Here is a 26,349-nt window from a genome sequence, read left to right on the forward strand (position 1 = left end):
CGTCGGCCCACATGTAGTAGTCCCCGTACGGGCCGTCCGGGTCCTCCCGGCTGGCCTGGAACCACGGGTGCTGGTCCGAGGTGTGGTTCATGACCATGTCGATGATCACGCGCATCCCGCGCTGGTGGGCGGCGTCCACGAACTCCACGAAGTCGGCGAGGTCGCCGAACTCGGGAAGGACGGACATGTAGTCGGCGACGTCGTAGCCGTTGTCGCGCAGCGGGGAGAGGAAGAAGGGCGGCAGCCAGAGGCAGTCCACCCCCAGCCACTGCAGGTAGTCCATCTTGGCGGTGAGCCCCTTGAGGTCGCCCACGCCGTCGCCGTTGGTGTCCTGGAAGGAGCGGACCAGCACCTCGTAGAAGACGGCCCGCTTGAACCACTCCGGGTCGCGCTCCCTGGCCGGCGTGTCCTCGAACATGTCCTGGACGGGCTCGTTGACGATCACTTTGCGCCTCCGAGGGGTCGAACGGTGAAGACATGCGCCGGGGCCTGCGTCGGGTCGAGCCTGACGTAGTTGTGCCGGCCCCAGTGGTGGACGGCCCCGCTGAGCTCGTCCCGGACCTCGAAGTCCGTGGGCTCCGCGGCGGAGTCCGGGCCGAGCAGTTCTTCGGTGTGCAGCGTGACGGTGCCCTCGCGGGCGTGGTGCGGGTCGATGCTGAGCACCACGAGGACGGTGTCGCCGGTCGCCGCGTCCCGCTTGGAGTAGGCCACCATCGCGTCGCAGTCCACCGGGTGGAACCGCAGGTTCCGCAGCTGCTGCAGGGCGGGGTGGGCGCGGCGCAGCCGGTTGAGCGCGGTCAGCAGCGGAGCCAGGGTGCGGCCGGCGGCCTCGGCGGACGCCCAGTCGCGCGGGCGCAGCTGGTACTTCTCCGAGTCGAGGTACTCCTCGCTGCCCTCCCGCAGCGGCGCGTTCTCGAACAGCTCGAAGCCCGAGTAGACGCCCCAGGCGGGGGAGGCGGTGGCGGCCAGCACGGCCCGCACCGCGAACGCCGGCGGGCCGCCGTGCTGCAGATAGGCGTGCAGGATGTCGGGAGTGTTGACGAACAGGTTCGGCCGCAGGAAATCCCCGGATTCGGCGCTGAGTTCGCGGAGATAGCCGATGATCTCGTTCTTGGAATTCCGCCAGGTGAAGTAGGTGTACGACTGGTGGAATCCGATCTTCGCGAGGGTCTGCAGCATCGCCGGCCGGGTGAATGCCTCGGCGAGGAAGAGCACGTCGGGATCCGTCCGGCGGATCTCCGCGAGCACCTCCTCCCAGAAGCGGACGGGCTTGGTGTGCGGGTTGTCCACCCGGAAGATCCGCACCCCGTGGCGCATCCAGAACCGCAGGACGCGCAGCACCTCGGCGGTGAGGCCGTCGGGGTCGCGGTCGAAGTCGAGCGGATAGATGTCCTGGTACTTCTTCGGCGGGTTCTCGGCGTGGGCGATGGTGCCGTCCGCGCGGTGGTGGAACCACTCGGGGTGGTCGCGCACCCAGGGGTGGTCGGGGGAGCACTGCAGGGCGAGGTCGAGGGCGACCTCCATGCCGAGGCGCTTGGCGGCGCGCACGAAGCCGTCGAAGTCGCGGACGGTGCCGAGCCCGGGGTGGACGGCGTCGTGCCCGCCGTCCGGCGAGCCGATCGCCCAGGGGGAGCCGACGTCGTGCCGGCCGGCGGCGAGGGTGTTGTTGGGGCCCTTGCGGTAGGAGGTGCCGATCGGGTGGACGGGCGGCAGGTAGACCACGTCGAAGCCCATCTCCGCGATGGCGGGCAGCCGTTCGGCGGCGGTCGCGAAGGTGCCCTGGCGGGGCGGGACCGCGCCGGTGGGGTCGACGACCGCGCCCTCGGAGCGCGGAAAGAACTCGTACCAGGAGCCGAAGAGCGCGCGCTTGCGGTCCACCTGGATCGGCACCGCGCGACCCCGGCTGACCAGCTCGCGCAGCGGGAAGCGGTCCAGCACCGCGTCCACCTCGGGGGCGGCCGCGGCGGCCAGCCGGGCGAGCGGGGAGCGGGCCGGGTCGCGCAGCGCGTCGGCGACGTCCAGCAGCAGCTGGCGGCCGGGGTCGGCGTCGGCGCGGGCCTTGCGGGTCTTGGGGACGCCGGCCGCGGCGCGGTCGAAGAGCTCGGCGCCCTCCTCCAGCATCAGCGCGGCGTCCTGCCCGGCCGGCACCTTCACCCCGGCGGCGTGCCGCCAGGCCGCGATGGGGTCGGACCAGGCCTCCACGATGGCCGTCCAGCGGCCCTCGCCGGTGGGCACCACCTCGGCGCCGAACCGGTCGGTGCCGGGCGCGAGTTCGCGCATCCGCACGGAGGACCGTCCGCGGCCGTGCGGCCCGCGCAGCACGACCGCGGCGGCGACCGGGTCGTGCCCCTCCCGGAAGACGGTGGCGCTCACCGGAACCGGCTCTCCGACCACCGCCTTCGCCGGATGTCTGCCGCCCAGTACGGCGGGGCTGACGTCCAGGACGGGTATGCGACCGATCACCTGAGGAGCCTCCTGCTCGGGGATCCGTACTACCGCGGGTGCCCGCGGCGGCCGTTTCGACGCGCGCCTGACCCTGCCGCGGGCGCGCGGGACACCGGCGTGCGGAGGGGGAAAGGGAACTATGGGGGATATGGAAGGGCCGAGAGAAACGCGGGAAGGCGTCTGTGAATTTCTGCAGCGTGCGTGAGCTGTGTTGCGCATGTGGCGAACGAGGGTGCAGCAGGTGCAAGGGCCTCAAGGGCAGGCCGACCCGCCGTCAACGCACCTTTGGGTGGCCGCCAGAGGACCCAGCGTAGGACCGTCCGGCCCTTAAGGGAATCGTGTCTCGGCGCGGTTCACGGAGCTTTTGCACGCCCGTAGCGGTGGGGATTTCTTCGGGGATATGCCGCGGGTGCGTGGCGGGCGCGCGGCGTCGCTTCGGGAACGGTTCGGGCCGGGGAAGCGTCCCAGGAGGAGGGTGGGGGTACTGTTTCGCGACGCCATCGTCGTTGACGTGTTCCGGCCTGACGGGGGTCGGGTGGCAACCCGAGGAGGGTGTGAACGTGCAGGGCAGGCTTCGCAGGATGTGGGCCCCGGCCGCATGCGCGGCCGCGGCCGCGGTGACGCTGGCGGGCTGCGCGAGCAGCGGCGGCGGCAAGGGCACGATCAAGGGCGCGTCGGACGGCGGCGCCACGTCGGCGTCCCCGTCGGCGGGTCCGTCCGCGGCGGCGATCAAGCTGCCGTCCGACTTCACGATCGACTTCGCGGGCTGGACGCGGACCGGGAACGGGCCGAAGGACGCCGTGCTCGCCGACGCCCAGAACTTCATCCGGTCGGTGCGCGCCGCCGAGGCGTACCACGACAGGAACGGGCCGTTCCGGAAGTACTCCGACGGCGCAGCGGCGACCCGCGTCAGCCAGGACATCGCCTCGATGTCCTCGTACAAGGGCGGAGTGACCATCACCGGCACCGACCGCTACTCCCAGAACAAGGTCGAGGTGACGGGCACCCGGGCCGCGGTCACCTACTGCGACAACCAGAGCGGGACCTACTCCAAGGTCATGAGGACCGGTGCCGTGCTCAGGACCTCGGCCTCGCCGAAGGACTACCTGCGCTACGCCAACACGCTGCAGAAGGACGCCGACGGCGTCTGGAAGACCATGACCATCCAGGTGACGGAGGACGCGTCGTGCAGAAGCTGAAGAAGCTCGGGCTCGTGGCCGGCCTGGGGCTCGCGCTGCCCCTGGCCGGCCCGGCGCAGAGCTGGGCCTCCCCGACCGGCAGCACGCTCAACGGGCAGGCGACGCCCAGCGCCACCGAGAGCGGCAACGACGTCGGCATCCAGATCAGGTACACCGATCAGGACGGCGGGGCCATCACCTCCCCCGGCAACGTCAAGTCCACCGACAGCGCCGCCGCCGCCGCGCCGCCCTGCTGGTACGCGCCGACCTACACGCCCGCGCAGATGAAGGCGTCGATGGACCAGGTGTGGTCCGAGGACTCGCCGAGCGAGGACTGGAAGGCCAAGTCCCGCATGAAGTACCAGACCAAGCCGGGCGAGGCGGGCGAGAAGGACCCGAAGGCCTTCCACATGGACGAGACCGGCAAGGGCTACTGGTGGACCGGCGTCCCCAATCCGGACGACCTCGCCGATCCGGCCTCGCTGAACTGCACGGACGACCCCAACACGCCGTACTGGGTGAGGAACGGCGACACCCCGCCGGTGCCGGCCGGCCGGGCGATCAACCCCACCATCCTCGCCAAGCTCGCCGCCGCGCACCTGCACATCCCCGACACCAAGGTCTCGATGAACCCGGCGACGAAGTCCACCGTCAACCTCCCGACCTGGGTGTGGTTCGCCAAGGACTCGATCCACCCGGTCTCGGCGACGGCGACGCTCGACGCGCCGGGGATCACCATGGCGGCGACGGCCACCGCCACGCCCACCAAGGTGGTCATCGACCCCGGCACCGACCAGGCGACCGTCTACCCCGACTCCGGCGGCTGCCCGGCGAACCCGGACGGCACCATCGGCACCGCGTACCAGCCGGGGGACGCCAAGAAGACCCCGCCGTGCGGCGTCACCTACCTGCACGCCTCCACCAGCGGGCCGTACAGCCTGAGGGCGAGCATCACCTGGAAGATCACCACCACGGTGGCCGGCCTCGACCTCCCCGACGGCACCTTCGCCGCCAACCCGGCGAGCGTCCCCGTCCAGGAGATCCAGACCGTGACCTCGGGCTGACCGCGGCGGCCGACGGTCCGCCCCCGTGCGCCCCTTGACGGGGGGACGGGGGCGGGCGGCACCCTCGGGGGTGCCCGCTGCGTCGCCGCGCCCGTCCCTGGGAGGCCACCGTGAAGGCCATACGCCGCTTCACCGTCCGCACCGTGCTCCCGGAGGCGCTCGCCCCGCTGGGACGCCTCGCCCTCAATCTGCGGTGGTCCTGGCACCCCGAGACCCACGACCTGCTGGCGTCGATCGACCCCGACGCCTGGCGGGCCTCGGGAGGAAACCCGGTGCGGCTGCTCGGCGCCGTCCCCGCGGAGCGCCTCGCCGAGCTCGCCCGCAACCGCCGCTTCCTGCGCGAACTCCGCCTCGTCGACGGCGACCTGACGGACTACCTGCGCGGCGACCGCTGGTACCAGCGCCGCCTCGCCGCGGGGCGGGAGCTGCCCGAGGCCGTCGCCTACTTCTCGCCCGAGTTCGGCATCGCCGCCGGCCTGCCGCAGTACTCCGGCGGCCTCGGCATCCTCGCCGGCGACCACCTCAAGGCCGCCAGCGACCTCGGCGTGCCGCTGATCGGCGTCGGACTCCTGTACCGGCACGGCTACTTCACCCAGTCGCTCTCCCGGGACGGCTGGCAGCAGGAGCACTACCCCGTCCTCGACCCCGACGAGCTGCCCGTCGAGCCGACCCCGATCACCGTCGCCCTCGCCCTCGGCGAGGCCCGGACGCTGCACGCCAAGGTGTGGCGGGCCCGCGTCGGCCGCGTCCCGCTGCTGCTCCTCGACTCCGACCTGGAGGAGAACGGCCCCGGCGAGCGGGAGGTGACCGACCGCCTCTACGGCGGGGGCGGCGAGCACCGGCTCCGCCAGGAGATGCTGCTGGGCATCGGCGGCGTCCGCGCGGTGCGCGCCTTCTGCGCGCTGGAGGGCCTTCCGGCGCCCGAGGTGTTCCACACCAACGAGGGCCACGCCGGCTTCCTCGGGCTGGAGCGGATCCGCGAGGCGATGGCGGCGGACGCCGAGCCGAAGAAGGGCGGCGAGGCGTCCTTCGCCGCCGCCCTGCAGGCCGTCCGCGGCGGCACCGTCTTCACCACCCACACCCCCGTCCCGGCCGGCATCGACCGGTTCGACCGGCAGCTGGTGCGCCGCGAGTTCGGCGGCGGCAGCGCCGCGCCCACCCTGCCCGGCGTCCCTGTCGAGGAGATCCTGGCGCTGGGCGCCGAGGACTGGCCCGACGGCGACCCCCACCTGTTCAACATGGCCGCCATGGGCCTGCGCCTCGCCCAGCGCGCCAACGGCGTCAGCCGGCTGCACGGCGAGGTGAGCCGGGCGATGTTCGCCGGGCTGTGGCCCGGCTTCGACCCGGGGGAGGCGCCCATCGCCTCCGTCACCAACGGCGTGCACGGACCCACCTGGATGGACCCGCTGGTGCGCGAGATGGGCGCCTGGGAGATCGGGGCCGGCCCGGTGGACGCCGCCCTGGTGCACGGCGCCCGCGCCGAGGACGAGACCTGGGACGGCGTGCGCCGCATCCCCGACGCGGACGTCTGGCGGCTGCGCCGCACGCTGCGCGCGCTGCTGGTGGAGGAGGCCCGGGAGCGGCTGCGCGCCTCCTGGCGGGCGCGCGGCGCCGGCAGCGCCGAACTCGGCTGGATCGAGCGGGTGCTGGACCCGGACGTCCTCACCCTCGGCTTCGCCCGCCGCGTCCCCTCCTACAAGCGCCTCACCCTGATGCTCCGCGACCGCGAGCGCCTCACCCGGATGCTGCTGCACCCCGAGCGGCCGGTGCAGATCGTGGTGGCCGGCAAGGCGCACCCGGCGGACGACGGCGGCAAGCGGCTCGTCCAGGAGCTGGTGCGGTTCGCGGACGACCCGGCGGTGCGGCACCGCATCGTCTTCCTGCCCGACTACGGCATGGGCCTGGCCCGCCGGATGGTCTCCGGCTGCGACGTCTGGCTCAACAACCCGCTGCGCCCGCTGGAGGCCTGCGGCACCAGCGGGATGAAGGCGGCGCTCAACGGCTGCCTCAACCTCTCGGTGCGGGACGGCTGGTGGGACGAGTGGTACGACCCGGCGTTCGGCTGGGCGGTGCCGAGCGCGGACGGCGCGGCGGCGGACGGCGACCCGGAGGCGCGGGACGCGGCCGAGGCCGAGGCGCTCTACCGGATCGTCGAGGAGCAGGTCGCGCCGCGCTTCTACGACCGCGGCGGGCCGGAGGGCCTGCCGACGGGCTGGATCGCGATGGTCCGCGAGACGCTGGCGCTGCTGGGGCCGAAGGTGCTGGCCGGGCGGATGGTGCGTGAGTACGTGGAGCGGCTCTACGCCCCGGCGGCGCGGGCGCACCGCGCGCTGGCGGCGGACGGCGGCGCGGGGGCGGCCGGGCTGGCGGCGTTCCTGGAGCGGGCGCGGACGGCGTGGCCGGCGGTGCGGGTGGACCATGTGGAGGCGGTGGGCGGCCCGCTGCGGCTGGGGGCGGCGCTGAACCTGCGGGTGCGGGTGGCGCTGGGGCGGCTGGCGCCGTCGGAGGTCCTGGTGGAGCTGGTGTCGGGGCGGGTCGACGAGGACGACCGGATCGTCGAGCCGGTGCGCGCCGCGCTGCACGCGGAGGAGGCGGGCGGCGACGGCGGACGGCCGCTCTACACCGGGCGGCTGACGCTGGATCGGACGGGCCCGTTCGGGTACACCGTGCGGGTGCTGGCCCGGCATCCGCTGCTGGCGTCGCCCGCGGAGGCGGGGCTGGTGGCCGTGCCGTCCGCGGACGCGGTGCCGGTGGATCCCACGATGCTGCGCTGACCCGCCGCGCGGCGTGCTGCCCGGCGGCGGGCCGGCGTCAGGTCGTCACCAGCGGTTCAGCTCGGCCTGGAGGTCGGTCTCACCGGGGACGGCGTTGGCGAGCGCCCCGGTGGTGGCGTCGATGACGGACGCCTTGCCGTCGGCGGTGCCGAGGTAGGTGGTGGTGCTGTTGGAGGCGGTGCGCACGGAGGCCCAGTCGGTGACGGCGCTCGGCGAGACCTTGAACAGCTGGGTGCCGGTGCTCGCGTCGACCCCGTAGACCTCGCCCGTCTCCGGGACGTCCGCGCCGTCGTTGAAGGCGGCGACCACCGTGCCGGTCGTGGTGATCGTCGGGAAGACGTCCAGCGCGGTGTCGCTGACCAGCGTCTTCTGCACGGCCAGCGTCGCCGGGTCGACCACCTCCAGGTGGTGCAGGGTCGAGCCGGCGTTGCCGCCGCCCTCGTCGCAGACCACCAGGGTGCCGCGGGCCGCCACCAGGTTGCAGGCGTTGTTGCCGTCGGCGTCCGCCTTGGTGCCGGTGACGGCGCCCGTCCCGGCGTCCAGGGCCAGTTCGCCGTCGTGGGTGGCGTTCGGCAGGTAGACATGGCCGCCGGAGAGCGTCGGAACCGCGGCCGTCATGTCGTGGGCCAGCGCGTGGGTCCACAGCACGGCGCCGCCGCTGCTGTAGGCGACGACCTTGTCGCCGGGGCGCCAGGCGTTGTTCCCGCTGCCCTGGACCGCGCCGCTGTAGGTGACCAGGACGCGGCCGCCGTCGGCGAAGACCGAGGAGACGACGTCGCCGGAGGGCGCGTTCGCCGTCCAGAGCGACGCGCCGGTCTGGGAGTTCACGGCGTGCACCGAGAGGCTGCGCACCACGTAGGCGAAGGCGCCGTCGAAGCGGATGCCGCTCGCGGCCTGCGGCTGCGGGTTCGAGTCGCCCAGCGTCGACCACTGCACCGCGCCGGTGGTCGCGTTCGCGACCTGCTGGGGGCCGGTCGCGCTGGTGGCGCAGGTGGCGATGACCGTGTCGCCGGCCGAGCAGAAGGTGCCGCTGGACCGGACCCGTCCGACCGGGTTCCACGGGCTGTAGCGGTCGCGGGCGGCGGCCAGCAGCGCGCCGGTGGGCGGGGTGATGCTCGCCGCGGTGGCGGTGGCCGCCCGGGTGACGGGGGCGCCCGCCGCGGAGGCGGCCGGCGACGCCGCCGCCCCGGCCGGCGACGCCGAGGCGCAGGCCGCCCCGGTCGCGACCGCCGCCACCGCGGCGGCGGTCGCCACTCCGGCCCTCAGGCTCCAACGGCGCGGTGCGGAACGGGAGTTGGAACGTTTCGATGGTGTCGGCATACAGTCAGCGACAAACCTGCCGACCGGTTGGTTGCACGACGTGACGGGGGACACATCCGCCACCTCCGTGCCACCTCGCCGTCACACCAGCGACTCCTCCCAGGCCCGGTGCAGATCGCTGAAGCGGCCGGTGCCGGCGATGAGTTCCTGCGGGGTGCCGTCCTCGACGACCCGGCCGGCCTCCATCACCAGCACCCGGTCGGCGATCTGCACCGTCGACAGCCGGTGCGCGATGATCACGGCCGTGCGGTCCGCCAGCACGGTGCGCAGCGCGTGCTGCACCGCCCGCTCGCTGGGGATGTCCAGCGAGCTGGTCGCCTCGTCCAGCACCAGCACCGCCGGGTCGGCGAGCAGCGCGCGGGCGAAGGCGACCAGCTGCCGCTGCCCGGCGGAGAGCCGGCCGCCGCGCTTGCGGACGTCGGTGTCGAAGCCCTCGGGCATCGCCGCGATGAAGTCGTACGCCCCGATGGCGCGGGCCGCCTCCTCGATCTGCTCGCGGGTGGCGTCCGGCTTGCCCAGCCCGATGTTGTCCGCCACCGACCCGCTGAACAGGAACGACTCCTGAGTGATCATCGAGACGTTGCGGCGCAGCTCGGCATTGGGCAGCTCGCGCAGGTCGACGCCGTCCAGCCGGACGTGCCCGCCGCTCGGGTCGTAGAACCGGGCGAGCAGCTTGACGAGGGTGGACTTGCCGGCGCCGGTGGCGCCCACCACGGCGACCGTCTGGCCGGCCGGGATGGTCAGCTCGAAGGACGGCAGCACCGGCACCTCGGGCGTGTAGTGGAACTCCACGTCCCGGAAGGCGATCTCGCGCCCGGTGCCGGACGCCGCCGGCAGCGCGCGCACCGCCTCCGCCTCCGGCTCGGGCACGTCCGGACGGCGGGCGAGCAGGTCGGCGACCTTCTCCAGGGCCGCGCCGGCCTGCTGGTAGGCGTTGAGGAACATGGCGAGCTGGTCCAGCGGGTCGTAGAGCCGCCGGATGTAGAGCAGGAAGGAGGCGAGCACGCCCAGCTCCAGCCCGCCGCCGGCCACCCGGAAGGCGCCGACCACCAGCACCACCGCCACCGTCGTGTTGCCGATCAGCTTCAGCGCGGGGGTGTACCGGGCCAGGGTGATCATGCTGTCGCCGTTGAGGCGCGCGGTGCGGTCGTTGAGCTCGTCGAAGATCTCCAGGTTGCGCGGCTCGCGGCGGAAGGCCTGCACGGCGCGGATGCCGTTCATGGTCTCCACGAACTGCACGATGATCATCGCGACGGCGGTGCGGATCTTGCGCTGCAGGAACCGCGAACGGCGCCGGAACCAGCGGGTGGTGAACCACATCGGCACCACGCCGGCGATCACGATCAGCGCCAGCTGCCAGTCCTGGGTGAAGAGGATCACCAGGATGAAGGCGAACGACAGGAAGGTCGTGACCAGCCCGTCCAGGCCCTCGTCCATCAGCTGCCGCAGCGTGTCGACGTCGCCGGTGGCGCGGGAGATCAGCCGGCCCGAGGTGTAGTGCTCGTGGAAGTCCAGGCTGAGCGACTGCGCATGGTCGAAGATCTTCTGTCGCAGCGTCAGCAGCATGCCCTGGCTGACCCTCCCGGAGGTGCGCAGGAAGAGCGCCTTGGACCCGGCGGTGGCCGCCCCGCACAGCAGGTAGAGGCCGGCCATCCACAGCAGCGGGGTGCCGTCGCCGTGCCGCAGCGAGGGCAGCGCGGAGTCGATGGCGAGCCCGATGAGCAGCGGCCCGGCCTGCATGGCCACCTGCTCCAGGACGGCCAGCAGCACGCAGACCGCGACCTTCCAGCGGTAGGGGCCGATCAGCAGCCGCAGCAGGGCCCGGGAGTTGCGGGCCCGCTCGTCGGCGTCGGTGGTGGAGAGCGCGGCGGCGTCCAGCGCCTCGGCGCCGTCCTCCTCCTCGTTGTCGAGTGCGTCGTCGGCGTGGGCCGACTCCGGCGAGATGCCGCGCCAGCCGGCCCTCGGCGCGCTCTGCTCCTCGGGGAGCTCCTGCAGCGCGAACGGGTCGTCGGGGCCGTCCGCGTCGTCGACGGTGGAAGCCTGTTCCGGACCACGGGTCGTCACTTGACGGCCTCCCTCTCCTCGTTGCGGCTGCCCCCGAGGTCGGCGGAGGACAGCAGATGGCGGTAGGCGGCGCTGCTCGCCAGCAGGTCGCTGTGGGTGCCGACGGCGGTGATCCGGCCGTCCTCCAGCAGCGCGACCCGGTCGGCGAGCATCACCGTGCTGGGCCGGTGCGCGACCACCAGCGCGGTGGTGGTGGCCAGCACATGGCGCAGCGCCTCCTCGACGAGGGCCTCGGTGTGCACGTCCAGCGCGCTCAGCGGGTCGTCCAGGACGAGGAAGCGGGGCCGGGCCACGACCGCGCGGGCCAGCGCCAGCCGCTGCCGCTGCCCGCCCGAGAGGTTGAGGCCCTGCTCGCCGATGCGGGTGTCCAGGCCCCACGGCAGGTCGAGGACGAACTCGGCCTGGGCGACCTTCAGCGCCCGCCGCACCTCGGCGTCGGTGCCCTGCTGGTAGCCGAGGATGACGTTCTCCCGGACGCTCGCCGAGAAGAGGATCGGTTCCTCGAACGCGACCGAGACCAGCTCGCGCAGCTGCGACCGCGTCAGGTCGCGGACGTCGGTGCCGTCCAGGGTGATGCCGCCGCCCGTGACGTCGTAGAGGCGCGGCACCAGCGAGGTGAGCGTGGTCTTGCCGGAGCCGGTGGCGCCGACCAGCGCGACGGTCTCGCCGGGGCGCACCTCCAGGTCGATGCCGCGCAGCAGGTCGGGGGTGCCCTCGGGGGCGTCCGGGTGGCGGAAGCGGACGCCCTCGACGCGGAGCAGCCCGCCGGCGTCCGCGCCGTTTGCCGCCCGGGAGGCGGGCAGGGCCGGCTTCTCCGGGTCGGTGACGGAGTTCTCCGAGTCCAGCACCTCGAAGACGCGGTCGGCGGCCGCGGCGGTGTCGTTGGCGCCGGCGAGCAGGAAGCCCATCGACAGCACCGGCCAGCGCAGGTACATCACGATGGAGAAGAAGGAGACCAGCGCGCCGGTGGTCATGGTGCCGCTGCTGACCATGTGCACGCCGAGCACCATCAGCACCGCGATGGTCGCCTCGGGGACGAGGATCATCCCGGACCACATCACCGCCAGCAGCCGGATCTTGTACAGCTCGGTGCCGCGCAGCTCGCGGGCGAGCGTGCTGAACCGGCGCTCCATGGCGCGGTGCCGGCCGAACGCCTTGAGGATGCGGATGCCGAGGATGGACTCCTCGACGACCGTGGCGAGGTCGCCGGCCTGGTCCTGCGAACGGCGGGTGGCGACGCGGTACTTCTGCTCGAAGATGATCATGAAGATCAGCATCGGCAGCGAGGACGCCAGCACGATCAGCCCGAGCAGCCACTGCTTCACCAGCAGCACGCCGATGCCGATTCCGAAGGTGGCGGCGTTGACGATCAGGAAGATCAGCATGAAGTTGAGGAACATGCGGATCAGCGAGACGTCGTTGGACGCGCGGGAGAGCAGCTGCCCCGACTGCCACTTGTCGTGGAAGGCGACGGGCTGCTCCTGAAGGTGCGTGTAGAGGCGGCGCCTGATCGCGGCCTCGACCCGCGCCATGGAGCGCGAGGTGAGGGTGCGGCGCAGCCAGAAGAAGACGGCCTCGGCGACACCGAGGCCGAGGACGGCGAGGGCCATGGGCCACAGCGCGGAGCCGTCCCGGTGGGCGATGGGGCCGTCGATCACTTTTTGGATGACGAGCGGGACCACCAGGCCGGAGACGGTCGCCGCGAGGGTGGCGGCGGTCGACCCGATCAGCTTCCAGCGGGCGGGCCGCACGTACGGCCACAGCCGGAGCAGCGACTTGACGGTCGAGCGGGAGGAGGGGTGGGGAGGAGCGACGGTCACATCTTCAGGACGTTACGAGATCTTGCTCCCCGCGTCACTGCCTTTTTCGTCTTAGGTCCGAGGAATGAGTCACGTCACGCCCCGGTCTCGCCACCGGGCCGCGCGCGGACCTGTCACTCCTGGGCGGGCAAGGTGCCGGGGCGGTGGGGCGGCGGTCCCTGCACCGCGCGGAGCAGCAGGACGGACCGGCCGTGCACGCCGAGGGTTCCGCTCCCGCGCCACCCCTCCACCCGCTCCGCCGTATCGACCAGCACCTCCCACTCCGCGAACCCCGGGAGCGTGAACTCCACCTCCCCGCCCCCCGCGTGGAACACGCCCAGCAGCGTGTCCCCCGCCACCGCCGCCCCGAACGCGTCGCGCTCCCCGATGTCGCGCCCCGACCACAGCACCCCCAGCGTCGACGCCGCCCGGAACCAGTCCCCCTCGCCCATCGCCCGCCCGTCCGGCCGCAGCCACACCACGTCCGGCAGCCCGCCGTCCCCGACCCGCCCCGTGAAGAACCCGTCCCGCCGCAGCGCCCGCGCCCCCGGCGACCGCCGCAGCGCGATCAGCCGCGCCGTGAACGCCGCCAGCTCGCCGTCGCCGTCCGCCCAGTCCATCCAACTGACGGCGTTGTCCTGGCAGTAGGCGTTGTTGTTGCCGCCCTGCGTCCGTCCCCGCTCGTCGCCGGCGACGAGCATCGGCGTCCCCGCCGACAGCAGCAGCGTCGCCAGCAGATTCCGCTGCTGCCGCCGCCGCAGGCTCCGCACCCCGTCCCCGGCGCCGTCCCCGGCATCGATGTCCGCGTCCCCCTCGACCTCCCCCTCCGCCCCGCAGTTCCAGCTGCGGTTGTCGTCCGTCCCGTCCCGCCCCTCCTCGCCGTTGGCGGCGTTGTGCTTGCGGTCGTAGGACACCAGGTCCCGCAGCGTGAACCCGTCGTGCGCGGTCACGAAGTTCACCGAGGACCACGGCTGCCGCCCGGACAGCTCGAAGAGATCGGACGACCCCGACAGCCGGTACCCCAGCTCGCGCAGCGAGCCGTGCGCGCCGCGCCAGAAGTCCCGCACCCCGTCGCGGAAGCGGTCGTTCCACTCCGCCCACGGCGGCGGGAACGCCCCCACCTGGTAGCCGCCCGGCCCGATGTCCCACGGTTCGGCGATCAGCTTCACCCGGGAGAGCACCGGATCCTGCGCCAGCGCGCCCAGAAAGGGCGCCCGCGGATCCACCTCGTGCGGCGCCCGCGCCAGCGCCGTCGCCAGGTCGAAGCGGAAGCCGTCGACGCCCATCTCCGTCACCCAGTGCCGCAGCGAGTCCGCGATCAGCCGCAGCACCTGCGGACGCGACGCGTCCAGCATGTTGCCGCAGCCGGTGGTGTCCACGGTGCGCCGCGGATCGGAGGCGTCCAGCCGGTAGTAGCCGGCGTTGTCGATGCCGCGGAAGCTCAGCGCCGGGCCGCCGGTGCCGCCCTCCCCGGTGTGGTTGTAGACGACGTCGAGGATCACCTCGATCCCGGCGTCGTGCAGCGCCGCCACCATCTGCCGGAACTCCGCCACCGCGCCCAGCGGGTCCGAGGGGTCCGAGGCGTAGCCGGGGTGCGGGGCGAAGAAGCCGATGCTGCTGTAGCCCCAGTAGTTGGTGAGGCCGCGGTCGGCGAGCAGCCCGTCGTCGATGTGGTGGTGGACGGGGAGCAGCTCCACCGCGGTGACGCCGATCCGCCGCAGCTCCTCGACCGCCGCCGGGTGCGCCAGCCCGGCGTAGCTGCCGCGCAGCTCCTCGGGGACGTCCGGGTGGAGCCGGGTGAACCCCTTGACGTGCATCTCGTAGAGCACGGTGTCCCGCCAGGGCGTGCCCGGCCGCCGCAGCAGCCCGTCCGGGGCCGCCTGCTCGGCCAGGTCGGCGACGACCACCGACCGCGGCACGTACGGCGCCGAGTCCCGGTTGTCCCGGACGGTGTCCGCCACCGCCGGCTCCGGCCAGTCCCGGACGTGCGCATGCGTCGCCGGATGCGGGCGGTAGGCCCCGTCCAGCGCCCGGGCGTACGGGTCGAGCAGCAGCTTCGCCGGGTTGAAGCGGTCGCCGGTCCACGGGTCCCAGCGGCCGTGGACGCGGTAGCCGTAGCGGGTGCCCGCGCCCAGGCCGGGCACGAACCCGTGCCACACCTGCCCGGTGCGCTCCCGCAGCGGCAGCCGCAGCTCCCGCTCGCGCCCGCCCTCCCGGCGGAAGAGGCACAGCTCCACGCCCTCCGCCCGCGGCGCCCACAGCGCGAAGTTGACACCCGGCGCGCCGTCCGGCCCGGGCCGGCACCGCGCGCCCAGGTCGGCGGGGTCGCCCGGCCACACCTCGCGGCGGGGGACCGGTGCCGGCGGCACGGCGTGCAGCCGGGGTGTCGGAGCGGTCCGGGTCTCCTCGACCACCGCGGCCGCGACCGCCGGCTCCGCCTTGCCGTCCCGCCCTGTCGTCATCCGGCCCCCTTCGGGTGACTGGCTTCCGTGGGTGTGCTCGTTCAGGTGCTCGCAGGTTCGGTCATTGGGTTGGTTCCCCCTGGGGCCACCGCTGTCACGTCGGCGGGCGGCCGATGTCGCCGCGGCCCGGCGCTGACCGCGGGAACCGCCCCGGGACCCCGTGCGTCAAGATCGGTGACGGGCCATTCCCCGTACGGCGTCCGCCGTTTGGCCCCGCTCGACCCCCGCCTGCACGGGTACGCAGAATCCCCGCGCGCATCCACGACGACCTGGGAAAACACCTGAGCGCCCGCTGGGCGCGGGCCAGGTGTACCCGGCATAAGGACGTTTTCGCGCATTTGCCGGATTCCTGATACCAATGTTCACGGGAGTTGGACGGGTACCGCGCGTGCGACGTGCGGTCGGGGCACGGGAAGCCGCAACGCCGCCCTCGGGGTGGGGGTTTGCGTGTCGGGTCCGGCAGCACAATCGGATACGGCGTGGAAGAAGGAGTACCGGCAGTGCCGACGAAGCACAGTGGGGGAGCGGACGAGTCCCGCAGGTTCAGCAGGCGGGCGATCCTGGGAGGGGCGCTGGGCGCCGGAGGAGCGGCGCTGCTCGCGGCGTGCGGGTCCTCGGGCGGCGGCTCGGGCAGCGGGTCCTCCGGCGGGGGCGCGGGCAAGGGCGGCAAGGCCGTCTCCAAGGCGCAGCTGACGGTGGTGCCGAAGAACGACGCCGCCAACGTCAGCTTCAAGGACCCGGTCAAGGTCACCGTCAAGCAGGGCAAGCTCGGCACCGTCACCGTCAAGGACGACGCCGGCAACGCCCTGAGCGGCAAGGTCTCCGCGGACGGGCTCAGCTGGACTTCGGGCGAGCCCACGGCCGGCGCCAAGTACACGGTGCACGCCACGGCCAAGGACACCGACGGCCTGGAGGCGGTGCTCGACTCCTCCTTCACGACCCTGGCCAAGGCCAACACCCTGATCGGCTACTACACCCCGGACGACAACAAGACCGTGGGCGTCGGCATGCCGGTGTCGATCAACTTCAACCGGCCGGTGACGGACAAGAAGGCCGTCCAGGCGGCGATCACCGTCACCGCCGCCCCCGGCGTGGAGATCGTCGGCCACTGGTTCGGCGACCAGCGCCTCGACTTCCGCCCGGAGAACTACTGGGCGGCCGGCACCAAGGTGTCGGTGAAGATGCGCCTCAAGGGCGTGCAGGCCGCCAAGGGCGTCTACGGCTACCAGGAGAAGGACGTCTCCTTCACCATCGCCCGCAGCCAGGTCTCCACGGTGGACGCCTCCTCGCACCAGATGACGGTGGTCCGCGACGGCAAGACCATCAAGACCATCCCGATCAGCGCCGGATCGCCCGAGCACACCACCTACAACGGCCAGATGGTGATCTCGGAGCAGTTCAAGCAGACCCGGATGAACGGCAGCACCGTCGGCTTCGGCGGCGAGTACGACATCCCGGACGTGCCGCACGCGCAGCGCCTCACCACCTCGGGCACCTTCGTGCACGGCAACTACTGGGGCTCGCCGGCCATCTTCGGCAGCCAGAACACCAGCCACGGCTGCGTGGGCCTGCGGGACGCCAAGGGCGCGGGCGACCCGTCCACCCCGGCGGCCTGGTTCTACGACAACTCGATGGTCGGCGACGTGGTGATCATCAAGAACTCCAACGACACCACGGTCGCGCCGGACAACGGCCTCAACGGCTGGAACATGGCCTGGGCGCAGTGGAAGGCCGGCAGCGCGGCGTAGCGCCGTCCGGATTCGCGTTTTGCCTGTGCGGCCGCTGGGTAACGCCCGGCGGCCGCACAGCAATTGGTGACAGACCTGTGACACTCACGGGTGGGGTGGCCCGAGCTCCGTGTGGTTATCTTTCTTCTCGGGTTCAAGGGGTATTTTTCGGGAGGGGAGGGTCCGTGCAGGGCCACTCGCAGCGACGTCGTTCTCGTACCGCAGCAGCATCGGCCGCCGCCGTGCTCGCCGCGCTTGCTCTCACGCTGACCGCCTGCGGCGGTTCGGGCGGCACGGGCAAGGCGGACGCGTCGTCGAACAAGAGCGGCGGAAAGGGCGGTGCCGATTCCGCGGCGCCGGCCGCGGACAAGAAGGTTTCCGCGGCGCAGATATCCGTCTCCGCCAAGAACGGCGCGGAGAATGTGGCGACCGACGGCCTTTCCGTGAAGGTCGCCAAGGGCAAGCTCGCCTCGGTGGCGGTGACGGACGGCGACGGCCACGCGGTGGCCGGCACCACCGCGTCCGACGGCTCCGGCTGGAAGCCGGTCGACAACCTGGCCACCGGCACCACGTACCACGTCAAGGTGAGGGCGAAGGACTCGTCGGGGCTGCAGGCCGCCGCCAACTCCTCGTTCACCACGGTCTCGGCGCGCGGCACGTTCACCGGCAGCTACACGCCGGAGAACGGCAGCACGGTGGGCGTGGGCATGCCGGTCTCGGTCCGCTTCAACGTGCCGATCGACGCGTCGAAGAAGGCGGACGTCCAGAAGCACCTGAAGGTCACCTCGACGTCGGGCGCCAACATCGTCGGCCACTGGTTCGGCAACCAGCGCATCGACTTCCGGCCCCAGGAGTACTGGAAGCCGGGCACCAAGGTGACGCTGAAGATGCGGCTCAACGGCGTGGAGGGCGAGAACGGCATCTACGGCAACCAGTCCCGCACCGTCACCTTCACCATCGGCCGCAGCCAGATCTCCACGGTGGACGTGGCGAAGCACAAGATGACGGTGGTGCGCGACGGGCAGACACTCCGCACGCTGCCGATCACCGCGGGCTCGCCGCAGCACACCACCTGGGCCGGGATCATGGTCATCTCCGAGCGCGACGAGGTGACCCGGATGGACAGCCGGACGGTCGGCCTCGGCGGCGAGTACGACATTAAGGACGTGCCGCACGCCCAGCGCCTCACTGACAGCGGCACCTTCATCCACGGCAACTACTGGAGCTACGGCGCCTTCGGCAACTACAACGCCAGCCACGGCTGCGTGGGCCTCCAGGACGCCAAGGGCGGCAGCAGCTCGCTGCCGGCCGGCTGGTTCTACAACAAGTCGATGCTCGGCGACGTCGTGATCGTCAAGAACAGCGGCGACAAGACGGTGGCCGCCGACAACGGGCTCAACGGCTGGAACCTGAGCTGGTCGGAGTGGGTCAAGGGGAGCGCGGTCCCGGCCTCGCAGTGACGCTCGCCGGGCCGATGGACGCCGCACCACAACTCGCTTGACTTTCAACGGCCGGGCCCCGCGCCCGGCCGTTGGTCGTCCGGGCAAATCGGGCGAGTTCCTGAGATCTCAAAGTCGCTTGCCCAATATGACCGATATGGGCGATTTGCGATTTGGAGGCGCCCATGTCGGACTGGCAGAGTTCTGGGCGACGGCCCTCTGACCCGAGCCGGCCGCTTCCGCCGCGGATGAACCCCTTGCTCCGCGGCGCTTCGAGCCCCCCGCCCGCTGCAACCAACCGGCGGCGCCGGGGGGCTCGCGCCTTCCCGGTGTGCGTCGCCCCGTCAGGCGACGGCGAGCGGCTCCGGGTTGACGTCCAGCTCGAACCAGACGGACTTGCCGCGCGGCAGCAGCTCGACGCCCCACCGGTCGGCGAGCGCGTCGACCAGGTAGAGGCCGCGGCCGCTCTCCGCGTCGGCGCCGGCGTCGATGAGGCAGGGCAGGCTGCGCGAGGCGTCCCGCACCTCGACGCGCACCCGGCCGCGCCGCCGGTCGAGGTTGAGCCCGAAGGTGCGGACACCGGTGTGCCGCACCACGTTGCCGACCAGCTCGGAGACGAGCAGCTCGGCGATGTCCGCCTGGATCTCCAGGCCCCACAGCCGCATCACCGAGACGGCCACCCGGCGGGCCCGCGCGGCGGACTCGGGTGCGGTGGGAAGCCGCACCTCGTCCGTCGGGCGGGGGCCGAGCGCGTCGATCGCGCGCATCGTGCGGCTCTCCGACACCAGTGCCTGCCAGCGCGCGTCGGTGGTTTTCCGCCGCGGCGCGCCTGCGTCGACTTCCTCATGGAACCAAGCCCCGCTCGCCATGCGCACCATCATGGCGGCTGCGGTGACCGTCTGACGGGTGTTTGCCGGATTTTGCCTGCCCGGATCATCCAAGTTCCTAGTCGGAGCGCATATGCCTTCCGCATTCGACTGCTTGTCTGATCCCGGTCGGAGCGCCGCTGGGCGCCGCTGCCGCGGGCAGGTGCGCCGCGTCCGAGCGTAACCGATCGCGTGCCCAGCGTAGCGCCGCCGGCGCCAGGTACGGACCCCGGACAGGACCTGAGCGGGCTAGGCCGCTTCTGACGGATCTCCGCGGCGTCGCGACGCCCGGCACGCACGCTCGCCGCACCGCCCGAAGACCGACGCAAAACCACTGCGACGGCCATCGTGCGGCACGCCGATCGCACGCACCGGGCGCCGCTCCTACCTCCACGGATATCCGTCAGAAAGGGCCTAGGCGAAGTCGGCCTTGCCGGGGCCGTTCTCCACGAAGCTCCGCATCCCGCGCTCCCGGTCCTCGGTGGCGAAGAGCCCGGCGAAGCGCTCCCGCTCCAGTGCGAGGCCGGTGTCCAGGTCCGTCTCCAGGCCGCGGTCCACCGCCTCCTTCGCCGCGCGCAGCGCGATCCGCGGGGCGTTGACGAACCGCCCGGCCCACTCCAGCGCCGCCGCGTGCACCTCCTCCGCCGGGACGACCCGGTCGGCGAGGCCGATCCGCAGCGCCTCGTCCGCCTTCACCATCCGCCCCGTGAAGATCAGCTCCTTGGCGCGGGACGGCCCCACCAGCCGCGCCAGCCGCTGCGTGCCGCCCGCCCCCGGGATCAGCCCCAGCAGGATCTCCGGCTGGCCGAACCTCGCGTCCTCCGCGGCGATTCGCACATCCGCGCAGAGCGCCAGTTCGCAGCCGCCGCCCAGCGCGTAGCCCGTCACCGCGGCCACCACCGGCTTGGGGATCCGCGCCACCGCGGTGAACGCGTCCTGCAGCGCGCCCGCCCGCACCGACATGTCCTCGTAGGACATCGCGCGCATCTCCTTGATGTCCGCGCCGGCCGCGAAGACCTTCTCCCCGCCCCACACCACAACCGCGCGCACCGCGTCGTCCGCAGACAGCTCCCGCGCCGCCGCGCCCAACTCGTCCTGCATCGCCGCGTCCAGCGCGTTCATCGGCGGGCGGGCCAGCCTGATCGTCGCCACCCCGGCGCCCTCCGCGACCCCGGCGTCCCGCTCCACCTTCACGAACTCGCCCATGCCAGCAACCCCTTCCTAGCACCGCAGCCGGATCTCGACGCGGTCGTACGGACCGTGCGGGCCGTCCCGCAGAGCCCGCAGCACATCCCGTACCACCCGGTAGGGCTCCTCCGCCAGTCTGCCCGGCCCCGCCGCGCACACCGCCAGGCCCGCGCCGGCCAGCGACCGCGCGCCGCGGTCCGCCGCCGAGCCGATCCACAGCACCACCCCGCGGCCCTCCCAGTAGGCGCTCGCCACCGCCAGCTCCCGCCCGTCCAGCCGCAGTTCGGCCTCCCAGCCGGGGTCCGGCACGCCCGCCGCGCGCAGCATCCGGCGGGCGTCGTCCGCCACCGCGGCCAGCAGCGCCGGACGCACCGCCGGTGCGGCGGTGTGCAGCTCCTCCACCACGTCCCGGGGCGTGCACCAGCGGCTCGCCGCCGTCGCCCGCACCAGCGCCGCGCCGTACCGGCACTCCGGCACCGACGCCGCGTCCAGCGCGGCGCGCAGCGCGGGCGCGCACGGCAGGCCGTCCAGCACCACCGGGCGGGGCAGCCGCGCCGCGCGGTGCACCCGCACCCCGGCGTCGTCCGGGACCGGGCGGGCCGCCGGCACCAGGATGTCGACCGGGCCACCGGGCCAGCGCCGCTGCCGGGCGTCCCCGACGCCGTAGCGGGCCAGCGCGGAGAGGCCGGTCAGCATCGGGTCGGGCGAGCCGGGGCAGTCGCCGCCGGCGAACCGCAGCGCGGCCCAGCTGTGCTGATCGTCCGTCGGCTCCCGGCAGCCCAGCAGCACCACCCCGGGCAGCAGCTGCCGCCAGGGCCCGCCGGAGACGCAGCGGGCCCGCACCGCCTCCGGCGGCACCCCGGCCGCCAGCAGCTGGACGAGGCTCACCACGCCGCAGTGCTGCTCGGCGAGCCGCTCCAGCCGGAAGGGCTGGACGGGGCTCGGCCACTCGCGGGGGGCCCGCGCGGGCCCGGGGTGCTCTTCGGGGAACTCCGACGCGCTCATGCGGGCGGAATGCCCCTCTCCGGTCCGCCCAGTCGCCCTGTTACAGGTCTGTCGAGGAGGTTCACCCTGCCGGGCGGCCGGTTGACGCCTCAGGCGGCGGGGCCGCCCCAGGTCGCCTCGTCGTAGGCGATCAGGTCGGGCTGCGCGCTGACGGTGAGCCGGCGGGCGCTGCGCGCCGGCAGCGAGAAGGTGTAGCGGCCGGACGCGCTGCCGTGGGCCGGCACCGAGGCGGGCAGATCGGCGGTGAGGCCGTTGGCGGAGTCGTAGACCGCCTCGGCCCCGTCGGCCGCGACATGGGCCATCGAGAGGTCCAGAAGCCCGCCGGAGCGGTTGGCGACGGTGACGGTGACCTGCAGCGCGACATGGCCGGGGGCGTGCCCGGCGGCCCACTCGCCGGGTTCCACCGGCGTCGGCGGGGACACCGTCACGGTGACCCCGTCCGGGTAGGCGTGCGCGCGCCCGAACGGGAGGGCCGCGGCGGACGCTTGGCTGCTGGCGCTGCTGCTTCTTGCACTGCTTGGCACGGCTGACACGCTGGTGAGTATCCCGATCGGGCGGGGCGGCGTCATCCTCCGACACGGACGAGTGTCACCCGCACGGGGGTCGCGCGGCGCGGGGTTGACGTCGCGTCACGCCGCCTCGACGTGCGTGTAGAGCCAGTCGCCGTCCGCGTTGCGGTCGCCGCGCTCGTACACGGCGCCGGCGCCGGACGGCTCCTCGTCCTTGAGGAGGCTGGTCACGGCGATCTCCTCCGGGTCGTAGACGAGCCGCACGGGCGGACGTCCGCGCGCGCTGATGGCCAGATGCAGGCCGTCCCCGGGCCCACCGCTGAGCCGGATCATCGTCGCCAAAAAGATCACCTCACTCCATGCACGACGATGGCACCGGCCCCCCGCCCGAAGCGAGCGGGCATGCCGGTGTTGCGCCGTTTGGCGCAGTCCGCGCCGCCCGCGCGCCCGCGGGGGCAGGGCTCCGCGTCGGCCGCACGCCCTCTGACGGCCCATCGGATCGCGCGCATCGCCCGGCGCAGCCGCAATCTGGGGACATGGCCCTGAACGAGATCCCGTGGTCCGAATTCCGACCGAACCGCAACCTGCTCACCGCCGGCGCGATCGTCGGCGCCGCGGGCGCGCTCACCGCCGCGGCCGGCGCCTGCCTGATGGCCTACGAGGTCACCCGCGCCGGGCGGGCCTGGTTCGCCGGCTGGGAGGTGCCCCCCGCGGAGCGCGCCAACCGCACGCTCGACCAGGCGCGGCACGCCGCCCGGGCCGGCCGCGAGGCCTGGCTCTCGCACTCCCGCTGACGGCGCCTGCCGCCTGGCGCCTGCTGCCTCCCGCCCGGCGCCGACCGCCCCGCGCCCGCCGCCGGTGCGTCAGGGCGCCGAGTCCGGCTTGCCCTTCGCCGCCGCATAGGCCTGGCTGGGCGTCATCGCCACGCCGTTGAGCTGCACCGTTCGGTAGGTGGAGACCGGCGCGCACTCCGACTTCGACCCGCCCGCGGTCTGCGCGTGCGCGCCCTTCGCGGCGTCCGAGGACGATCCGGACGACGATCCGCCGGAGGACGAGGACGACGGCGACGACGCCGTCCCGCCCGGGAAGACCGTCCCCGAGGGCCAGTCCGTCCCCACCACCAGCACCAGCCCGGCGGACCGGCCCTCCTTCAGGTGCGCGGACGGCAGCCCCACCGCCGACGCCACCGCCTGCGCGTCCGCCTTCCGCCCCGGCCCGTACCAGAGCGTCGTCGACGAGGTCTGCGCCGCGTTGGCGGTGCCCCCGCTCGCGAAGCCCTTCCCGGTGAGCGCCTGCAGCACCGTGGACGCCCGCCCGGCCGCCGCCGTCCCGATGCCGTTCTCCACCGTCACCGAGATGTCCGCCGCGTCCGCCGACGAGGACGACGCCGTCGCCGAGGGCGCCGCGGTGGCCGTCGCCGACGCCGCCGCCTTGGACTTCGAGCCCGAGGAGGTGGTCAGCGACTCGTCGTCGCGCATCGCGGTGAAGAGGTTCTGCGCGTCCGCCGCCGGCACCAGCCGGTTGGCGTTGGCGGGGTCGACGTCGGTCTGCATGGTGGTGAACGTCATCCGGTCCGACGGCACCTTGTTGACGTCCTCGCCCAGCCCCACCAGCTTGCTGACGCTGGCGATGCCGTCGTCCACGGTCAGCGCCTTGGTGGCGGCGTCCGCCAGCGAGTAGAGCTTGGTGGGGTCGGCGAGCGTCCCCGCGCTCTTCAGCTTCGTGATCAGCGACGACAGGAAGATGTGCTGGGCGTAGGTGCGGCCCAGGTCGGAGCCGTTGCCGAAGGCGTGCCGGGAGCGGACGAACTCCAGCGCGGCGACGCCCTTGAGGGTGTGGGTGCCCTTCTTCAGCTTCAGATGAGAGTAGGTGTCGTAGACGTCGTCGCTGACGCACGCCCGCACCCCGCCGACCGCGTCGGACATCTTCACCACGCCGGAGAAGTCGACCATCGCGAAGTGGTCGATCGGCACCCCGGTGAGCTGGTGGACGGCGGCCACCGTGCAGCCGGGCCCGTACTGCAGCGAGGAGTTGATCTGCCCGTAGCCGCCGCCGAAGGACTGCTTGGTGTCCGGGTCCTGGCAGGACGGGAGCTGCATCATGGTGTCGCGCGGGATGCTCATCACGGTCGCGTTGGAACGGTCCGCGCTTATGTGGACGAGCATCTGCACATCGGCGTTCTGGCCGCCGCCGCAGTCGCCGCCGAGCTTGCAGTCGGCGGCGTTGCTTCGCCCGTCCGAGCCGATCACCAGCATGTTGATGGGGGTGCGGCCGAACGCGTCCGGCTTCTCGGTGCCCGCGTTGCCGCTGGTGCCGTTGAAGAGCGAGGAGCCGTGGATGTTGCCGTTGAGCTTCTGGTAGACGAACGCGCCGCAGCCGGCGACCGCCAGCACCGCCACCGAGGAGCCGATCGCCAGGGCCCGCGGCCAGCGCCGGCGGCGCGCCCGGGGGGCGGCGGCGTCTCCGCGCCGGTGGTTGCCTCCGCGGCGGTTGCCGCCTCCGCGGCGGTTGCTGCTGGCCATCGGTGCCGGCCTCCTGGTTGGCGAATCCGGGCGGGACGGCCCGATCGGGCCTGGGGGCGTGAGCCTTGGCCGGAATCCTAACCTTCGAGGGTTGCGCAAACCGTAAAGTGAACCTCTGTGAGCTGCGCCTCACACGGCTGCGCCGCGCGGTTCACACGTCCGCGCGCCGCGCCGCCCGTCGGAGGGCCGCGGCGTAGAGCACCAGCACCGCGGTGAGCAGGGGGTAGTAGAGGACGGGCAGCGGTGCCAGCCCCAGGCCCGCGCCGACCGGGGTGAACGGCGCCAGCACCCCGAGGACCGCCAGCACGGCCGCCGCCCAGGCGACCGGATCGCGCCGCCGGCCGCCCGGCCGCCCGCCCCCGGCGCGCAGCAGCACCATCGCCAGGCCCTGGGTCGCCAGGTTCTCGGTGAACCAGCCGGAGTGGAAGGCCACCGCGTCGCCGTCGCCGGCCGGCACCCCCGCAGCCAGCGCCAGCACCCCGAAGGTGGCGAGGTCCGCGGCGGCGTTGAGGCAGCCGAACGTCCAGGCGAAGCGGAGGAAGCGGCGGCGGGAGAGCCGCCGCGGGCCGCCGTCGGCGCGCGCCGGGCGGGCGAAGGCGAACGTCGACTGGGCGGCGTCGAAGCACAGGTTCTGGACGAGCACCTGGGCGGGGAGCATCGGCAGGAACGGCACCAGCACGCCCGCGGCGAGCATCGCGAGCACGTTGCCGAGGTTGGAGGAGAGGGTGACGCGCAGGTAGTCGGCGATGCCGGCGCCGGAGCGGCGGCCGGCGGCGACCGCCTCGCCGACCGCGGCCAGGTCCTTTCCGGCCAGCACGACGTCGGCCGCCTCGCGGGGCGCGTCCGCGGCGCCGCGCGGGGCGATGCCGACGTCCGCGGCGCGCAGCGCGGGCACGTCGTTGAGGCCGTCGCCCAGGTGGCCGACGGTGCGGCCGGAGCGCCGCAGGGCGCCGACGATGCGGGCCTTGTCGGCGGGGGCGCAGCGGGCGAAGACGGCTCCGCCGGCGGCGAGTTCCGCGATCGCGGCGTCGGCGGCGCCGCGCAGCTCGGGGCCGGTGACGACGGGGCCGTCCGGCAGGCCCAGCGCGCGGCAGGCGTGCGCGGCGGCGCCCGGCTGATCGCCCGTCACCACGTGCACGGCGACGCCGGACGCGGCGAGGCCGCGGAGGGCCGCGGCGGCGTCCGGGCGGACCTCGTCGGCGAAGGCGAGGAAGCCCACCAGGGTGAGGCCGCGCTCGTCGGCGGTGCCCCAGGCGCGGGAGCGCGCGGGCCGCTCGGCGGTGGCGACGGCCAGCAGCCGCATGCCGTCCGCGGCGCGGGCGTCGGCGAGGGCGGCGAGGCGGGTCCGCTCGGCGTCGGTGAGGACGCAGCGCGGCAGCACGGCGTCCACGGCGCCCTTGGTGACGAGCCGGTGGTTGAAGGGCGCGGAGGGGAGGCGGACGACGGCCGTGGAGAGCCGGCGCACCGGGTCGAACGGCAAGGCGTCGACGCCCTCGTACTCCTCCGGCGGGAGACCGGCGTCGAGGACGGCCTCGTCCAGCGCGTCCGGGCAGGGCGCCTCGGCGAGCTGGAGCGTCCACCACGCGTTGACGGAGGCCCAGTGGAGGGCGTCGGGGTCGGGGGAGTCCTCCAGGACGGGGCGGGCCAGCGTCAGCGTGCCCGTCTTGTCGACGCACAGCGTGTCCATCGAGCCCAGGTCGTGCAGCGCCGGCAGCCGCCGCACCAGGGCGGTGCCGCGGCGCGCGAGGCGGACGGCGCCGTGCGCGAGGGCGGTCGTCACCAGCAGCGGCAGCAGCTCGGGGGTGAGCGCCACCCCGACGGACACCGCGAACGGCACCGCCTGCACCCCGCGCCCCCGCAGCACCGCCCCCAGCACCACCACCACCGGCGGCGTCACCACGGTGAACCGCACCAACGACCACGCGATCCCCCGCACCGACCGATCGAAGGCCGACCCCCGGTCCGACCCGCCGCCCATCCCCCGCAC

General features: G+C 73.5%; 19 protein-coding genes. 6 read left to right on the plus strand and 13 right to left on the minus strand.

The window, feature by feature from the left end:
- The coding region (locus tag BIV57_RS19390; protein ID WP_245797812.1) for an alpha-amylase family glycosyl hydrolase at positions 1 to 445 on the minus strand (445 nt) is incomplete at its 3' end.
- On the minus strand, positions 442 to 2,463 hold the full coding sequence (locus BIV57_RS19395; protein ID WP_071658128.1) for an alpha-1,4-glucan--maltose-1-phosphate maltosyltransferase: 2,022 nt from the start codon (positions 2,461 to 2,463) through the stop codon (positions 442 to 444). The genes BIV57_RS19395 and BIV57_RS19390, both read right to left, overlap by 4 nt.
- 542 nt (positions 2,464 to 3,005) lie before the next feature.
- Between BIV57_RS19395 and BIV57_RS19400 the strand changes: the two genes are divergently transcribed.
- The 3 genes from BIV57_RS19400 (at position 3,006) to glgP (ending at position 7,461) form a co-directional block, all read left to right on the plus strand.
- Positions 3,006 to 3,644, plus strand: a complete 639-nt coding sequence (locus BIV57_RS19400) for a hypothetical protein (RefSeq protein ID WP_139275726.1) — start codon at positions 3,006 to 3,008, stop codon at positions 3,642 to 3,644.
- Positions 3,632 to 4,687 carry a hypothetical protein gene (locus tag BIV57_RS19405; protein ID WP_079170497.1) on the plus strand — a complete coding sequence of 352 codons (1,056 nt, stop codon included), beginning with the start codon at positions 3,632 to 3,634 and terminating at the stop codon, positions 4,685 to 4,687. Before BIV57_RS19400 ends, BIV57_RS19405 begins: the two co-directional genes overlap by 13 nt.
- 110 nt (positions 4,688 to 4,797) lie before the next feature.
- Entirely contained in the window at positions 4,798 to 7,461 is a 2,664-nt protein-coding gene (glgP, locus tag BIV57_RS19410; protein ID WP_071658130.1) for an alpha-glucan family phosphorylase, read from the plus strand.
- Positions 7,462 to 7,506: 45 nt separating this feature from the next.
- On the opposite strand, the gene BIV57_RS19415 is transcribed toward glgP, so the two are convergent.
- The 4 genes from BIV57_RS19415 to glgX all read right to left on the minus strand — a co-directional run bounded on the left by BIV57_RS19415 (position 7,507) and on the right by glgX (position 15,106).
- Positions 7,507 to 8,715 carry a PQQ-binding-like beta-propeller repeat protein gene (locus tag BIV57_RS19415; RefSeq protein ID WP_071658131.1) on the minus strand — a complete coding sequence of 403 codons (1,209 nt, stop codon included), beginning with the start codon at positions 8,713 to 8,715 and terminating at the stop codon, positions 7,507 to 7,509.
- Between the two features lie 147 nt (positions 8,716 to 8,862).
- Entirely contained in the window at positions 8,863 to 10,659 is a 1,797-nt protein-coding gene (locus tag BIV57_RS19420; RefSeq protein WP_245797814.1) for an ABC transporter ATP-binding protein, read from the minus strand.
- 182 nt (positions 10,660 to 10,841) lie between these two features.
- Complete coding sequence (locus tag BIV57_RS19425; RefSeq protein WP_071658132.1) at positions 10,842 to 12,665, minus strand: ABC transporter ATP-binding protein; 1,824 nt, start codon at positions 12,663 to 12,665, stop codon at positions 10,842 to 10,844.
- A 113-nt stretch (positions 12,666 to 12,778) separates the two neighbouring features.
- Positions 12,779 to 15,106 (minus strand): glycogen debranching protein GlgX, encoded by a 2,328-nt coding sequence (gene glgX / locus BIV57_RS19430; protein WP_071658133.1) that lies wholly within the window; start codon positions 15,104 to 15,106, stop codon positions 12,779 to 12,781.
- A gap of 500 nt (positions 15,107 to 15,606) precedes the next feature.
- Between glgX and BIV57_RS19435 the strand changes: the two genes are divergently transcribed.
- Positions 15,607 to 16,854 carry a L,D-transpeptidase gene (locus BIV57_RS19435; RefSeq protein WP_071658134.1) on the plus strand — a complete coding sequence of 416 codons (1,248 nt, stop codon included), beginning with the start codon at positions 15,607 to 15,609 and terminating at the stop codon, positions 16,852 to 16,854.
- A 164-nt stretch (positions 16,855 to 17,018) separates the two neighbouring features.
- A complete protein-coding gene (locus BIV57_RS19440; RefSeq protein ID WP_245797813.1) occupies positions 17,019 to 18,293 on the plus strand; it encodes a L,D-transpeptidase in 1,275 nt (424 codons plus the stop codon).
- Between the two features lie 323 nt (positions 18,294 to 18,616).
- Here BIV57_RS19440 and BIV57_RS19445 read toward each other — a convergent pair whose 3' ends face one another.
- From BIV57_RS19445 to BIV57_RS19465, 5 genes are all read right to left on the minus strand, one after another.
- Positions 18,617 to 19,153 carry an ATP-binding protein gene (locus BIV57_RS19445; protein ID WP_071658136.1) on the minus strand — a complete coding sequence of 179 codons (537 nt, stop codon included), beginning with the start codon at positions 19,151 to 19,153 and terminating at the stop codon, positions 18,617 to 18,619.
- Between the two features lie 399 nt (positions 19,154 to 19,552).
- Positions 19,553 to 20,344, minus strand: a complete 792-nt coding sequence (locus BIV57_RS19450; protein ID WP_071658137.1) for an enoyl-CoA hydratase/isomerase family protein — start codon at positions 20,342 to 20,344, stop codon at positions 19,553 to 19,555.
- Between the two features lie 15 nt (positions 20,345 to 20,359).
- On the minus strand, positions 20,360 to 21,331 hold the full coding sequence (locus BIV57_RS19455) for a hypothetical protein (protein ID WP_071658138.1): 972 nt from the start codon (positions 21,329 to 21,331) through the stop codon (positions 20,360 to 20,362).
- A gap of 89 nt (positions 21,332 to 21,420) precedes the next feature.
- Positions 21,421 to 21,864, minus strand: a complete 444-nt coding sequence (locus BIV57_RS19460) for a hypothetical protein (RefSeq protein WP_139275727.1) — start codon at positions 21,862 to 21,864, stop codon at positions 21,421 to 21,423.
- A 96-nt stretch (positions 21,865 to 21,960) separates the two neighbouring features.
- Positions 21,961 to 22,182 carry a hypothetical protein gene (locus tag BIV57_RS19465; protein WP_071658140.1) on the minus strand — a complete coding sequence of 74 codons (222 nt, stop codon included), beginning with the start codon at positions 22,180 to 22,182 and terminating at the stop codon, positions 21,961 to 21,963.
- 194 nt (positions 22,183 to 22,376) lie between these two features.
- Between BIV57_RS19465 and BIV57_RS19470 the strand changes: the two genes are divergently transcribed.
- Positions 22,377 to 22,634 carry a hypothetical protein gene (locus BIV57_RS19470; protein ID WP_071658141.1) on the plus strand — a complete coding sequence of 86 codons (258 nt, stop codon included), beginning with the start codon at positions 22,377 to 22,379 and terminating at the stop codon, positions 22,632 to 22,634.
- 69 nt (positions 22,635 to 22,703) lie between these two features.
- Here the strand turns inward: BIV57_RS19470 and BIV57_RS19475 are convergent, their stop codons facing one another.
- On the minus strand, positions 22,704 to 24,362 hold the full coding sequence (locus BIV57_RS19475) for an LCP family protein (protein ID WP_079170500.1): 1,659 nt from the start codon (positions 24,360 to 24,362) through the stop codon (positions 22,704 to 22,706).
- A gap of 151 nt (positions 24,363 to 24,513) precedes the next feature.
- A partial coding sequence (locus BIV57_RS19480; RefSeq protein ID WP_107409633.1) for an HAD-IC family P-type ATPase occupies positions 24,514 to 26,349 on the minus strand: 1,836 nt, incomplete at its 5' end.

The organism is Mangrovactinospora gilvigrisea, assembly GCF_001879105.1.
Lineage (GTDB): Bacteria > Actinomycetota > Actinomycetes > Streptomycetales > Streptomycetaceae > Mangrovactinospora > Mangrovactinospora gilvigrisea.

What these genes read in the sequence shown, in the direction of transcription:
- BIV57_RS19475 (WP_079170500.1), bottom strand. Translation starts at nt 24,362, where the DNA reads ATGGCCAGCAGCAACCGCCGCGGAGGCGGCAACCGCCGCGGAGGCAAC.
- BIV57_RS19455 (WP_071658138.1), bottom strand. Translation starts at nt 21,331, where the DNA reads ATGAGCGCGTCGGAGTTCCCCGAAGAGCACCCCGGGCCCGCGCGGGCC.
- BIV57_RS19445 (WP_071658136.1), bottom strand. Translation starts at nt 19,153, where the DNA reads ATGATGGTGCGCATGGCGAGCGGGGCTTGGTTCCATGAGGAAGTCGAC.
- BIV57_RS19450 (WP_071658137.1), bottom strand. Translation starts at nt 20,344, where the DNA reads ATGGGCGAGTTCGTGAAGGTGGAGCGGGACGCCGGGGTCGCGGAGGGC.
- BIV57_RS19470 (WP_071658141.1), top strand. Translation starts at nt 22,377, where the DNA reads ATGGCCCTGAACGAGATCCCGTGGTCCGAATTCCGACCGAACCGCAAC.
- glgX (WP_071658133.1), bottom strand. Translation starts at nt 15,106, where the DNA reads ATGACGACAGGGCGGGACGGCAAGGCGGAGCCGGCGGTCGCGGCCGCG.